We start from the raw sequence: 12,454 nt of genomic DNA, 5'->3' as shown, positions 1-12,454 counted from the left end.
ATGGCAAAGGTTCTGTACGAGAAAGATGGTCGGATCGGGCGGATCACCCTGAACCGACCCGAGGTGATGAATGCCATCGACGATGACCTGCCGCGCGAACTGGCGGCGGCGGTGGCAGAGGCCGACCATGACCGAGACATCCACGTGATGGTCCTGTCCGGCGCAGGAAAGGCCTTTTGCGCAGGCTACGACCTGGCCCACTACGCCGAGGGCAATGGTCCCAACAAGGTGGTGCAGGACATGCCCTGGGACCCGATGCAGGATTTCCAGTTCATGTGGGCTAACACACAGGCCTTCATGTCGCTCTTCCGGGCAATGAAACCGGTGATCTGCAAGGTGCACGGCTTTGCCGTCGCGGGCGGCTCGGACATCGCGCTGTGTGCCGATCTCACGATCATGGGGGACACCGCGCAAATCGGTTACATGCCCACCCGCGTCTGGGGCTGCCCCACCACGGCGATGTGGGTGCACCGGCTTGGACCGGAGAAGGCCAAGCGCATGATGTTTACGGGTGACAAGATCAGCGGGGTTGAAGCCGCAGAGATGGGGCTGATATTGAAATCCGTGCCTGACGATCAGCTCGATGCCGAGGTCGAAGCGCTGGTTGCCCGGATGGCATCCGTGCCGATCAACCAATTGGCCATGCAGAAAATGGTGATCAACGCTGCAGTGGAGGAAAAGATCAACCAGACGCAGCGCCTTGCCACCGTGTTCGACGGCATCACCCGCCATTCACCTGAGGGCATGAACTTCAAAGCCCGCGTGGAGCAAGTCGGCTGGAAACAAGCGGTGCAGGAACGGGACGCCGGAACATTCGACTGGACCCGCAACAAACCCTTCGACTGATAATTCGGGTACGGCGACCGAAATCAGTGCTTCGGTTTGATTGACCAAATAGCGGTAAGGTTCCGCACAGTATGAATGCGAAGTTTCAGATTTGCTGCGGCCTGCCGGAATGGCTGCATTCTTCTCTGCCATGCAGCGAGTAAAGTTCGGCAGTGCGGCGGGGAGGCACGCTGCGCGCGCTCGCAGCAAGAAAATCGAATTCACAGGTTGGGCTCTTTCCGGCCGTTAGCTGCGTTTTCCACCAATGTCTGGTTCAGCGGGATGATCCGAACAATGTGGTGTTTTAGAATTGCCGTCATCATACAACGCAGCCTGCGTCTCGCCGTTGTCCCAGCGATACAAAAGGCCGATTTCTTCACCTGTTTTGATGCATGAAATACGGCCGATGGCTTCGGCCGTTGTGCGAACACTCGTAATTTCGGGCAATATCAGCCCCTCTTGTTTAATAACTCTTGTGGGTCGATTTCGAGAGCAAGTGCGATCCGCTCCAGAACATCGATTGATGCTGAATTTTTGGCGAGTTCGATCTCGCTGATATAGCTGCGATCTACATCCGCAGCCAAAGCTAGCTGTTCTTGGCTCAATCCTCTGGAACTTCTTAGATTCCGGACATTTAACCCTACTCGTTCCCCTAATTTCATGGCCTCTATTCGGCCAGATCACAAGAACGGCTCTACGGAATATATTCCACAAAACGCGCGCGAACATCATAAACACTATGCTCGCATATGGTGTGGAGATTGAGATTGGAGCTAGTGTATCAATAATGCAGTAATGTAGTCAGAAGGCATTTATTGATATGTGGTGCAGACTTATCAGAAATTTGAGCGCCGGAGCTGTCGTGGCTCTTCTTTCAACCGTGGCCCCGCAGGCGGCAAAGGCCTATCAGGTCGATTGCGCCATTCTGCTTTGCCTGGCTGGTGGGTGGCCCGCGTCAGCAGAATGTGCCCATGCCCGCGCCGTGTTTATCCGTCGGATCACGCCCTGGCCGATTGAGCCGCCGTTGCAAATCTGGCGCTGCCCGATGGGTGTTTCTGAGCGTGTGCCTTTGCAAAGCACGGCCCCGAAGATCTGGGAGGCCAGTAACCAAATAGATAAGACGCTCGGCCAGGTCATTCTCGCTCAGGTGGTCGAAGACGGTGCCGATATCGACATCAGTGGCTTGGAATTCGATTTCGTACGCTCGCTCCGCGTCTGGGATGTGCGGTACTACAGCCATCGCGAACGTGGCCGCGACGATGAATGTTCTGAGAGTCATAACATGCGCCTCGGGACCTACGGCACGCAGGGCGAATTCGGCTGGCAACGCACGACCCCAGCGGCCGCTCCGCAATGGGTTCTGCCGTCGCGGCGCTGTTCGTCATCAAACTGGCGTCGCGGGGTCGGTGTCGAATGGGAAGATCACGAAGGCAACCATGGATATGAGTGGGTGGCCTACTAGGGTTATTCGCCGATGTCTTTCATGCGTTCCGCGATATCGCCCGCAATGCGTTCATATAGCGCGGCTTGTTTGTCCCTTGGCGTCCCAGGCTTTGGGTTTCTTCGACGGATGCGTTTGGCGAGCCAGAACAGCATACGGGCCGCTGGATCGGATGTCGCATCCGGTTCTGCGGCCGGATACTTCTCCTCTAGGGCGACGACGATTTCCTGAGACAGGCTGCGCCGGTTCAGTGTGGCATGCGTTTCCAGACGCTTCTTGAGCGCGGCAGGAAGCAAGAGTTTGAATTGGACCAAGGCTTCTTCTTTCATGATTGCATGATGGACAATATTTGTCCTCAATGGTATGGACATTTTATGTCCTTTTGTTGAGGTGTAAATATGAAGACAACCCAGTTCAAACTTAACCTTCCAGCGGACGTGAAAGCCTGGCTCGAAGAGGAGGCTGTGCGCAACTTGCGCTCACAGGGCGCTCAGGTGGTGTCTTGTTTGCGGGCAGCCATGTCGCGGCAAGAAGCCGTGGGTGAGAGGGCTGAAAAATGAGCCCAAGCCATATTCAGCTGATTCCGACCCCAGAGCTTGCGCTTCTCTTCGGCTACAGTGAGCCGAGCGCGTCCTTCTATGACTTCTGCCGTAGGACGGGTATCGCTCCGGTGCCAGGGCGGCGCGGGTGGTATGATCCGAAACTCATTCGCGCGCGATTGGATGCTGTTCAGGGCATCAGCGCGGCAGAACGCGAGGCCACTTCGCAACCGAGCCTCGTTGCACAGCGGAGAGCGCGCCGTGCCCAGAAGTAACCTTCCCAAGGGCGTCCACCGTGTCCGGCGCAAAGTTGTGTCTGGTGTTCGCTACCATTTCTATGCCTGGCGGGGCGGCCCCAAATTTTGGGAGGGGACGGACCCGAACCCCAAAGAGCCCGAATTCTTCCATGCGTTTTCGCAGTGCGGTACGCCCGTGAGCCCGGCTGAATATCTGACGACTCACTTGGTCGACGATTTTCTGTCCAGCGCGTCCTTGCCCAAGGCTGAGCGTTCAAAGGCTGATATCCGCAAATGGCTGGAGCTGTTTCGCGAAGAATTCGGTGCAGATCCTGTCGCGATGTTCGAAGAACGCGCCTCGCGGGGCGAGGTCAATAATTGGCGCAAGAAGTGGCTCCATTCGCCCAAGCAGCACGACATGGCGGGCACCCATGCGACACGCGTTCTGAATTGGGCGGTGGAAGAGGGAAAGCTGAAAGAGCATCACTGTCACAAGCTTAAAAAGCTCTACCAATCGAACCGCACAGAAATCATCTGGACGAGTGGCGACATCGCCCAGTTCAACAAATTTGCGCCGAAATGGGTGCAGAGGATCCTGACCGCAGGATGCGAAACCGGTTTGCGGGCAGCTGATCTGGTTCAGGTCAAAATGGACCAATTCGAAGACACGCCGCACGGCAAGCGCCTTCGTTTCAGGACCAGTAAGCGCGGCCAGATCGCATATATCCCGGCCACTTCAGCCCTTGAGAAACTGATCGCAGAGACGCCGGAAGGCACCTTCACCATCGACCGGCGCGAAGCGGAGATCCCACCGTGGATCGATGGGCGCGAGAAGACTTTGTCCGATACGCGCGGGACAGCGGCGACAAGATTGCTGAATGCCGATCTGTCTTTGCGCCAAATCGCAGTTCTGATGGGGTGGTCGGTTCGCTACGCGGCGCAGGTAATCGAGCATTATGCGCAGGTAAGCCCGGACGAAAGCGATGCGGTTCTGCGCAAGCTCAATCGAGCAAAATCACTGTCTCAAGACACAAAAATGTAAACGCCCCTGTAAACGCGGGGCCTCAAACACGGCAAGGAGTGATGTAAGTGATTGTTTTTAAATGGAGGCGAGTACCGGAATCGAACCGGTGTACACGGATTTGCAATCCGCTGCGTCACCACTCCGCCAACTCGCCGCCGAAGGGTGCAGGCGGTTTAGCCCAAGGTCGTGCCGGGTGCAAGCCCTGATCGGTGCCGGATTTGCACGGATTTCGCGTGGCAATCTTGCCGCAGGGTGGGGGGCGGATGTTGCCGCCCCCGGCGATCTGTGGCAAGACAGGCTCGCTATAGCCACGGATGGATCGACCATGACTGATTTCACCGCCCGCCGTACCATGATGGTGGACACCCAGGTGCGCCCCTCGGACGTGACCAAATACCCGATCATCGACGCCATGCTGTCGGTCCCGCGCGAGGCTTTCGTGCCCGACGACAAGCGCGACGTGGCCTATGCCGGGCGTAATGTGGATCTGGGCGCGGGCCGGGTCGAGATGGAGCCGCGCACGCTCGCCAAGATGCTCGACGCGCTGGACGTGCAGAATGACGAATGCGTGCTGAACGTGGGCTGCGGCCTGGGCTATGGTGCCGCCGTTCTGGCGCGCATTGCCGATTTCGTCGTTGCGGTTGAGGAAGACGAGGCGATGGCCGGCGAGGCCGAGGCGGCCCTTTCGGCCAACGGGTTCGACAATGTCGCCGTGATGGCCGGGCCGCTTGCCGAAGGCAATGCCAAGAACGGCCCCTATGACGTGGCGCTTCTGGGCGGCGCGGTCGAACACATGCCCGAGGCGCTGCTGGACCAGCTGAAGGAAGGCGGGCGCATCGCCGCGATCTTCGCCGACGGAATGTTGGGCACCGTGCGTATCGGCTACAAGATCGACGGCGAGATCGCCTGGCGTTTCTCGTTCAACGCGGGCGCGCCGATTTTGCCCGGATTTGAGGCCCGCCGGGCCTTTGTTTTGTAAACGGGCGTTCCTATCTAGGGGAAAACGCGATTAACCAGAGGGATGGCCGACATGCTGGCAGGGCTGAAACACAAATTCGTGAAAGGCGCTGCTTCGGCCGCCCTCGTTCTGATGCCGATGGGCGCGCTGGCCGAGACGCTGACGGACGCAATGATCTCGGCCTACAAGCACTCGGGCCTTCTGGAACAGAACCGCGCGCTTCTGCGCGCCGCGGACGAGGATGTGGCGGTGGCCGTGGCCGCGTTGCGCCCGACGCTGAATTACGTGGCCAACTGGACCTATACGGATCGTTCCTCGACCTTTTCGGGCGATGACACGTTGACCGGGTCGGTTGGGCTGTCATCCTCGTTGCTGCTTTATGATTTCGGTGCCAGCAAGTTGCGTATCGATATCGCCAAGGAAACCGTTCTGGCCACCCGTGACGCGCTGACCCTGGTCGAGCAGCAGGTGTTGTTCCTGGCGGTTTCTGCCTTCATGGATGTGCGCCAGGCTGCCGACTCGATTGCGCTGCAATCAAACAATGTGCGCCTGCTGACGCAGGAGTTGCGCGCCGCCAATGACCGGTTCGAAGTAGGCGAGGTGACCCAGACCGACGTGGCCCAGGCCCAGGCCCGTCTGGCAGCAGCCCGTGCTGCCGAAGGGGCCGCCCAGGGCCAGATGGCGATTGCGCGTGAAGCCTATAAGGCGGCGACCGGCCACTATCCCGGCGCCCTGGCGACACCGCCGCGCGCGCCGATGACCGCGACAACGCTGGAGGAGGCCAAGGCCATCGCCCGCCGTACTCATCCTGACATGCTGCGCGCCCAGCGGCAGGTGACCATTGCGGACTTGGGCGTGCAACTGGCCCTCTCTTCCATGAAGCCGAGCGTGTCAGCCAGTGCCAGCACGACTTTGAACATCGGGGCTTCGCAGGGGGTGGTCACGGATGCGGCCGGGGATCCGATCATGCCGATTACGCGACATCCCAATGACTATTTCACCTCGTCCGTTGGGGTGTCGGTCAGTGGCCCGATCTATCAGGGCGGGGCCCTGTCCGCACTCTATCGCCAGGCGCTGGCCCAGGCGGAAGCGCAGCGGGCCAACCTGCATGTGGTGCGTCATACGGTCGACCAGAATGTCGGCAACGCCTGGGCGCAGCTGGCCATTGCCACCGCCCAGATCGAAGCCACCGACCGCCAGATCCGCGCCAGCCGCGTCGCCCTGCGCGGCGCCCGTGAAGAGGCCAGCCTGGGCGCGCGCACCACGCTCGACGTGCTGAACGCCGAACAGGAACTGCTGGACGCCGAAGACGCCCGCCTCACCGCCGGTGTCGACCAGTACCTGGCGGTCTATCAGTTGCTTTCCTCCATGGGGCTTTTGACCGCCGATCACCTGCGCCTGGGCATCGTGACCTATGATCCCGAGGCCTATTACAACACCGTGTCGACCGCGCCGGTGCGCCAGGTCAGCCCGCAGGGCGAGAAGCTGGATGCGGTGCTGAAGGCGTTGGGCAAGCAGTAAACCTGGCAGACCAGATCCAAGGCCCGGACCCGCTCCGGGCCTTTTTTCTTGCCTTCTCGGCAGCCAAGTGGCTGAAATCGCGAAAATTCGGGCCATCTGTTGTTCGAATCTATCCCGCCCGTTAAACTGTGTCAGAGGCGTAACGTAACAAGAAACAGGGGCAGGGCATGTCCGAAGCCGTGACCAATGCCGAGATTGAGGATGTTCTGTCCTCGATCCGCAGGCTGGTATCCGAGAATGTGGGGGAGGCACCGCAGGCCGTCGCGCCTGAGGCCGCGCCGCATGTGGACGCGCCCGCCGAGCCCCCAGTCGTCGACAAGCTGGTGCTGACCCCGGCGTTCCGCGTGCATGAAGCCGCGGCGCCAGTGGCCGAACTGCAGGACGCGCCTGAACCTCACGCTGCGCGTGAACCTGAACCCATGCTGCTCTCGGACCCGATTTCCGAGCCGATCAGCGAAGAGGTGGCGGAGGACGCGCTGACGTCCGAGGGTGACGAGGCCGAGCTGGCGGAGATGGCCTGGCCGGAGCCGGAAGAGGTGGTCGAGACCCCGCAGGTATCTGAAGTTGAAACACCTGAAAGCCTGGAAAGCCGCATTGCCGAGCTGGAAGCGGTCATCAGCGATACGCCCGGCGATTGGGAACCCGATGGCAGCGAGGTCGAGCCCGAGGAACCGCAAACCGTCGTCTTCGAACATGCCGCCTGGGCGGCGCGGGACGGCGAAGAGGTGGAAGAAGCTCAGTTCATCGAGGCCGAGGTGCCCGTCGAAGAGGCTGAGGTGATCTCGATCGCGCCCGTCGCTGAGGAGCGCGCAGAGACGGAGGCCGCGACCGATCCCGACTCGATCGAGGAAGACGCCGAGGCCCTGTTCGACGAAACATTCGATGAGGCGGTGATCGACGAAGAGGTCCTGCGCGAGATGGTGCAGAAACTCGTGCGTGAAGAGCTTCAGGGCACCGTGGGCGAACGCATCACCCGCAATGTGCGCCGCCTGGTGCGCCGCGAGATCCAGCGCGCCCTAACCCTGCGCGAGTTCGAATAACCCGCTGAACATCCACGCAATTCACGCCCGCGCCTGTCGCGGGCGTTTTCGTTTTGGACCCGTGGGGAAAGGCCGGTCGGGCTCCCACCCTGGCCATTGTCGTGGTCGAGGCGAGTGGAACGCTAACCCTCCAGCCCAATCGGCCTTATTCGGCCAGTGCCAGCAGTGCGTCTATATCCAAATGCGCCTCCATATGGGCGGCGAGCGTATCCAGCGTGTCCTCGACCTGCTGGCTGTGGCTCTCTCCCGCGTTCTCGGCGCCCAGCCCGGCCAGGTATCCCGCGCGGAAGCGATCCGAGCTGAACAGCCCGTGCAGATAGGTGCCCTGGACCAGCCCATCCGCGCTGACCGCCCCCTCGGGCCGGTCACCGACCGTGAGCCAGTTGCGCGCGCAATCCGGCCCCTGGGTGCGGCCCAGGTGGATTTCATAACCTTGCACCGCATCGCCGGTTTCAACCCAGGTCGCCTCGGTCAACGCCAGGGTCTTGGCCGGTTCCAGCACGGTTGTCACATCCAGAAGCCCCAGCCCGTCAACCGTGCCCGGCTTGCCTTCCAACCCTTCCGGATCGGCAATCTCGCGTCCCAGCATCTGGTAGCCGCCGCAGATGCCCAGCACCCGCCCGCCTCGGCGCAGATGCGCCTTAAGGTCGATGTCCCAGCCCTGTGCGCGGAAGAAATTGAGGTCGCCGATGGTGGATTTCGACCCCGGGATCAGCACCAGGCTGGCATCGGCGGGCAGGGGGCGGCCGGGCGGCACGATCTCGACCGTGACCTCCGGTTCCGCGCTCAGCGGATCGAGGTCGTCGAAATTGGCAATCCGCGCCAGCTGCGGCACCGCGACCTTGATGGCGCCTCCTGCCTGCGAGGCGATGTCCAGCACATCCTCGGCGGGCAGGCGCCAGCCGTCGGCGAACCAGGGCAGCACACCTAGAGCCGCCCAGCCGGTGCGCCTGGCGATCTCGGCGTCGCCCGCCTCGAACAGGCGCGGGTCGCCGCGGAACTTGTTGACCAGGTAGCCCTTGATGCGCCCCGCATCCTCTGGCGGCAGCACCGCCTGGGTGCCCACCAACTGCGCAATCACGCCGCCCCGATCAATGTCACCGGCCAGCACCACGGGCACGCGCGCCGCCTCGGCAAAGCCCATATTGGCAATGTCGCCGGGGCGCAGGTTGATCTCGGCGGGGCTGCCCGCGCCTTCGACCAGCACCAGGTCCACGCCCGATTTCAGCCGCTCGAAACTCTCCAACACCTTGGGCAGCAACTGCGCTTTCAGCTTGCCATATCCCAGCGCCCCGGTGGTGGCAAAGCGCTGCCCCTGCACGACGACCTGCGCGCCGGTTTCGCTCTCCGGTTTCAAAAGGACCGGGTTCATATCCGTATGCGGAGCCAGCCCGCAGGCCAGCGCCTGCAACGCCTGGGCGCGGCCGATCTCGCCACCATCCGCTGTCACGGCGGCATTGTTCGACATGTTCTGCGGCTTGAACGGTGCGACCTTCAGCCCACGGCGCACACAGGCCCGCGCCAGCCCTGCCACCAGCATCGACTTGCCGACATTCGAACCGGTGCCCTGAATCATGAGTGCTTTCGTCATATCTGTCTTGTCCGCTGCCCGGCCCGCCCACGCAAGCCCGTTTGCGACGCTCCCGCTCCGGTCTTTCACATGGGTGTTACAGAATCGGGGTTGAAATGACTCAATAGATCGAGAATACCCGATATATGAATCGCGACACCGCCATATCCGCCTTCGCCGCCCTCGGGCATGACACCCGGCTGGAGCTTACCCGCCTGTTGATCCAGGCGGGTCCCTTCGGTCTGCCTGTGGGCGAGGTCTGCGACACCCTGGGCCTCGCGCAGAGCACCGTGTCCACCCACCTCGCGACGCTGATGAATGCCGGGCTGATCCGCAATCGGCGTGAGGGGCGGGTGATCCGTTACTTCGCCGACCAGGCGGGCATTGCCGGGCTGATCGGGTTTCTCGTCGATGACTGCTGCGACGGGCGGCCCGAGCTCTGCGCACCGCTTTCTTCCCCCCGGACAAGACAGGAGCCTCCCATGTCCGATACCAAGAATGTCCTGTTTCTCTGCACCGCCAACTCGGCCCGCTCGCTGATGGCCGAGGCGATCCTGACCCGCGAGGGGATGGGCAAGTTCCGTGCCTTCTCGGCCGGGTCTGCCCCGGCGGATGCTGCGCATCCCTATACGTTGGAGCTGCTGGCGAACCTGAACCACCCGGTCGATGCGCTGGCCTCGAAAAGCTGGGATCAGTTCGGGTTGGCGGATGCGCCGCAGATGGATTTCGTCTTTACCGTCTGCGACAAGGCTGCGGCAGAAGCCTGTCCGGTCTGGCCCGGCCAGCCGATGACCGCCCATTGGGGCCTGCCGGATCCGGTTCAGGTGGAAGGGGGCGAGGCCGAGCGTCGCGTGGCCTTTTCCGAGACCTATCGCATGCTCCTGCGCCGCATCTCGATCTTCGTGAATCTGCCGATGGAGAGCCTCGACAAACTGTCGCTGCAGCGGCACCTGGACGAGATTGGCCAAAGCGACGCACAGGGGTGACTTAGGGTCAACCTTTGCGTCCATTTACAACCTGAACGACTGCTGATCATACTAAAGGTCAGGAGGCGCGCTGTGTTGAAATTCCGGTTCTGGCCTGGTGAGGCCGTCATCGTGCAAAGTTATCAGGGGCATGGCTCCCCCGAGCAGTTGCGACGGTTCTACGAGATGATTGCGCAGGAGCCCGAGTTTGACGGGCTCTGTGACATGCTGATCGATCTGCGCGGGCTGACCAGCACAAGCTGGAGCGCACAGGATGTGCTCAAGGCCTCGATGCGTCTGAACATACGGCCCGCACCCCGGCGGCGCTTGCGCTATGCGATGATTGCGCCGGGGGAGCTGGCCCTGGGCATGGCAAACATGTTCGCAGGCTTTGCGGGCGTGATTGAGGGGATGCAGGCACGCAGCTTTGTGGGCGCGCCCGAGGCCACGGCCTGGTTGGGGCTGCAACAAGCGCCTGATCACTACCTGGATACCACCGGGCTTATTCCGGTCGACATACCCGATCCCGCGCAACCCTGCGCCCCCGCAGCTGTGGCAGGCGGGGCCTCTCACCCGTAAGCGACGAAAAAAACGCGCCCTGGATGGGCGCGCTTTTCTTGCTCCGTCACCGTGGCAGCGGTGCGGGTATTCTTCAGGCGGCTTCGGCCTGGGCGCGGCGTTCGCTTTCCTCGCGCGACAGCGCCACCGAGGTGCGCACGCCTTTCGAGACGAACTCCATCAGCCCCGAAACCACACGTTCGTTCGGGTCGATGCCGGCACAGCTCAGCACCTCGCGGCCGTCCCGCGAGCGCGCCCAACGGGCGATTTGCTCGGGACCATTGCCGTATTTCTTGTCATCGGCGATCGCATCGTCCAGGGCGGCAAGCACCACGGCAGCAAACAGTTTGCGTGCGCGGTTGCCCTGTTCGTTGTTGAATGCGGTACCGTCCACAGAATCCAACATTCGGCTTCCTTTGTTTCTTATTGCTCTTGCTCTTTCCGGCGTGCGGGCCAATATGGCTTTTTCCGCGTGATTCGGTATCCCTCCCAACGCATGACTGTCATGCACCTGTTACATGACTGAACGCGGTTTCACGCCGTATATGGTCAACTTGTCAGGCAGGGCCTCACAAGATATAGGGGCTACCGATACCGGTTCAACCTTTCAGGGTGGTAAAGACATGCCCAAGATCAACGGCAACGAAATTCGTCCCGGCAACGTGCTGGAACACAACGATGGCCTCTGGGCCGCGGTCAAGGTCGATCACGTGAAACCCGGCAAGGGCGGTGCGTTTGCTCAGGTCGAGCTGAAGAACCTGCGCAACGGCTCCAAGCTCAATGAACGCTTCCGGTCTGCGGACAAGGTCGAACGTGTGCGGCTGGAGCAGAAGGATCAGCAGTTCCTCTATGAAGATGACGGCATGCTGATCTTCATGGACACCGAGACCTACGAGCAGAACCAGATCTCGGCCGAGCTGTTGGGGGAGCGTCGCCCCTTCCTGCAGGACGGCATGACCATCGTGGTCGAGTTCTACGAGGCCGAGGCGCTGAATGCGACCCTGCCGCAGAAGGTGACCTGCACCGTCGAAGAGACCGAGCCGGTCGTGAAGGGTCAGACCGCTGCCAACAGCTTCAAACCGGCGATCCTGGACAATGGCGTCAAGGTCATGGTGCCGCCCTTCGTGGGGCAAGGCGAAGCGATCATCGTGAACACCGAGACGATGGAATACGCCGAACGCGCGTAAGCGGTCGGACATTCAGGACTACGAAGCGCGCCCTTCGGGGCGCGTTTTTTGTTGTCGTGTGGAAGCAGCGGGTCAACGCAGTCGCCGCCCCGCTGCGCGGTGCGTGGTGTCATCTTCACTAGCCCCGCCGCTGCTCCCCGAATCCAAAAAAGAAAACGCGCCCCGAAGGGCGCGTTCAGCCGTCAGTGGGCTCGGTCTTTCCTGTGTCCTTGCGGAGGTGCTCAGGCGATCAGTTTCGCCGTGCAGGCCAGCGCGCAGTTCGTCGCGCGGTCGAAATCGCCATTGCAGCCATGCGGGCAGCTCCGGGTGCAGGGGCTGCGCTCTGTCGCCTGGCCGGTCTTCGGGTCCAGCACGTCGAAGGTCGGTGTGCCGTCGGGCCGCATGGCGATCCGCGCCACCGCATCCCCGGTGTCGGGATGCAGCACGGTCGCCCGGTCAGGCCCTTCGACGCGGGCCCGCCATTCCACTCCGGAACGCGGATCCGTGCGGGTGATATACCCGCCTGTCTGTTTGCTATTGCTCATGTCGCTCCCCAGTCAGCGCTATCAGGACGTTAAAATGCCGCAAATCTGAATGCGGCACTTTGACCC

General features: G+C 61.7%; 15 protein-coding genes and 1 tRNA gene. 9 read left to right on the top strand and 7 right to left on the bottom strand.

What is annotated here, in order from left to right; translation table 11 throughout:
* Positions 1-846: a crotonase/enoyl-CoA hydratase family protein gene (locus ACO07D_RS21380; protein WP_421704953.1), complete on the top strand. Its 846-nt coding sequence runs from the start codon at positions 1-3 to the stop codon at positions 844-846.
* A gap of 225 nt (positions 847-1,071) precedes the next feature.
* Here the strand turns inward: ACO07D_RS21380 and ACO07D_RS21375 are convergent, their stop codons facing one another.
* Both ACO07D_RS21375 and ACO07D_RS21370 read right to left on the bottom strand, forming a co-directional pair.
* Positions 1,072-1,272, bottom strand: coding sequence for a hypothetical protein (locus ACO07D_RS21375; RefSeq protein WP_421704952.1), 201 nt, complete (start codon positions 1,270-1,272; stop codon positions 1,072-1,074).
* Between the two features lie 2 nt (positions 1,273-1,274).
* Positions 1,275-1,487: a helix-turn-helix domain-containing protein gene (locus ACO07D_RS21370; RefSeq protein ID WP_421704951.1), complete on the bottom strand. Its 213-nt coding sequence runs from the start codon at positions 1,485-1,487 to the stop codon at positions 1,275-1,277.
* A 158-nt stretch (positions 1,488-1,645) separates the two neighbouring features.
* On the opposite strand from ACO07D_RS21370, the gene ACO07D_RS21365 reads away from it, so the two are divergent.
* Positions 1,646-2,287: a hypothetical protein gene (locus tag ACO07D_RS21365; RefSeq protein ID WP_421704950.1), complete on the top strand. Its 642-nt coding sequence runs from the start codon at positions 1,646-1,648 to the stop codon at positions 2,285-2,287.
* Positions 2,288-2,289: 2 nt separating this feature from the next.
* Here ACO07D_RS21365 and ACO07D_RS21360 read toward each other — a convergent pair whose 3' ends face one another.
* Entirely contained in the window at positions 2,290-2,595 is a 306-nt protein-coding gene (locus ACO07D_RS21360) for a hypothetical protein (protein ID WP_050673817.1), read from the bottom strand.
* Positions 2,596-3,066: 471 nt separating this feature from the next.
* On the opposite strand from ACO07D_RS21360, the gene ACO07D_RS21355 reads away from it, so the two are divergent.
* On the top strand, positions 3,067-4,083 hold the full coding sequence (locus ACO07D_RS21355) for a site-specific integrase (RefSeq protein WP_421704949.1): 1,017 nt from the start codon (positions 3,067-3,069) through the stop codon (positions 4,081-4,083).
* Positions 4,084-4,145: 62 nt separating this feature from the next.
* Here ACO07D_RS21355 and ACO07D_RS21350 read toward each other — a convergent pair.
* Positions 4,146-4,219: transfer RNA gene (locus ACO07D_RS21350), tRNA-Cys, on the bottom strand.
* Positions 4,220-4,390: 171 nt separating this feature from the next.
* Here ACO07D_RS21350 and ACO07D_RS21345 point away from each other — a divergent pair.
* The 3 genes from ACO07D_RS21345 to ACO07D_RS21335 all read left to right on the top strand — a co-directional run bounded on the left by ACO07D_RS21345 (position 4,391) and on the right by ACO07D_RS21335 (position 7,584).
* Positions 4,391-5,044, top strand: a complete 654-nt coding sequence (locus tag ACO07D_RS21345; protein ID WP_421704948.1) for a protein-L-isoaspartate O-methyltransferase family protein — start codon at positions 4,391-4,393, stop codon at positions 5,042-5,044.
* 42 nt (positions 5,045-5,086) lie between these two features.
* A complete protein-coding gene (locus ACO07D_RS21340) occupies positions 5,087-6,544 on the top strand; it encodes a TolC family outer membrane protein (RefSeq protein WP_421704947.1) in 1,458 nt (485 codons plus the stop codon).
* 167 nt (positions 6,545-6,711) lie between these two features.
* Positions 6,712-7,584, top strand: coding sequence for a hypothetical protein (locus tag ACO07D_RS21335; RefSeq protein ID WP_421704946.1), 873 nt, complete (start codon positions 6,712-6,714; stop codon positions 7,582-7,584).
* 145 nt (positions 7,585-7,729) lie between these two features.
* Here ACO07D_RS21335 and ACO07D_RS21330 read toward each other — a convergent pair whose 3' ends face one another.
* A complete protein-coding gene (locus tag ACO07D_RS21330; RefSeq protein WP_421704945.1) occupies positions 7,730-9,175 on the bottom strand; it encodes a cobyric acid synthase in 1,446 nt (481 codons plus the stop codon).
* Between the two features lie 125 nt (positions 9,176-9,300).
* Here ACO07D_RS21330 and ACO07D_RS21325 point away from each other — a divergent pair, with 125 nt between their 5' ends.
* Positions 9,301-10,140 carry a metalloregulator ArsR/SmtB family transcription factor gene (locus tag ACO07D_RS21325; RefSeq protein WP_421704944.1) on the top strand — a complete coding sequence of 280 codons (840 nt, stop codon included), beginning with the start codon at positions 9,301-9,303 and terminating at the stop codon, positions 10,138-10,140.
* A gap of 72 nt (positions 10,141-10,212) precedes the next feature.
* Positions 10,213-10,698 (top strand): hypothetical protein, encoded by a 486-nt coding sequence (locus ACO07D_RS21320; RefSeq protein ID WP_421704943.1) that lies wholly within the window; start codon positions 10,213-10,215, stop codon positions 10,696-10,698.
* 73 nt (positions 10,699-10,771) lie between these two features.
* Here the strand turns inward: ACO07D_RS21320 and ACO07D_RS21315 are convergent, their stop codons facing one another.
* Positions 10,772-11,083 (bottom strand): DUF6280 family protein, encoded by a 312-nt coding sequence (locus ACO07D_RS21315; protein WP_421704942.1) that lies wholly within the window; start codon positions 11,081-11,083, stop codon positions 10,772-10,774.
* 217 nt (positions 11,084-11,300) lie between these two features.
* Between ACO07D_RS21315 and efp the strand changes: the two genes are divergently transcribed.
* Positions 11,301-11,864, top strand: a complete 564-nt coding sequence (efp, locus tag ACO07D_RS21310) for an elongation factor P (protein WP_421704941.1) — start codon at positions 11,301-11,303, stop codon at positions 11,862-11,864.
* A gap of 221 nt (positions 11,865-12,085) precedes the next feature.
* Here the strand turns inward: efp and ACO07D_RS21305 are convergent, their stop codons facing one another.
* Complete coding sequence (locus ACO07D_RS21305) at positions 12,086-12,388, bottom strand: hypothetical protein (protein WP_421704940.1); 303 nt, start codon at positions 12,386-12,388, stop codon at positions 12,086-12,088.
* Positions 12,389-12,454: the final 66 nt, after the last annotated feature.

The sequence above is a fragment of the Aliiroseovarius sp. genome (genome assembly GCF_965228805.1).
In the GTDB taxonomy this organism is placed as follows: Bacteria; Pseudomonadota; Alphaproteobacteria; order Rhodobacterales; family Rhodobacteraceae; genus JASBTN01.
The sequence above is the reverse complement of the archived record's forward strand: the minus strand, read 5'-3'. Positions and strand labels throughout refer to the sequence as shown.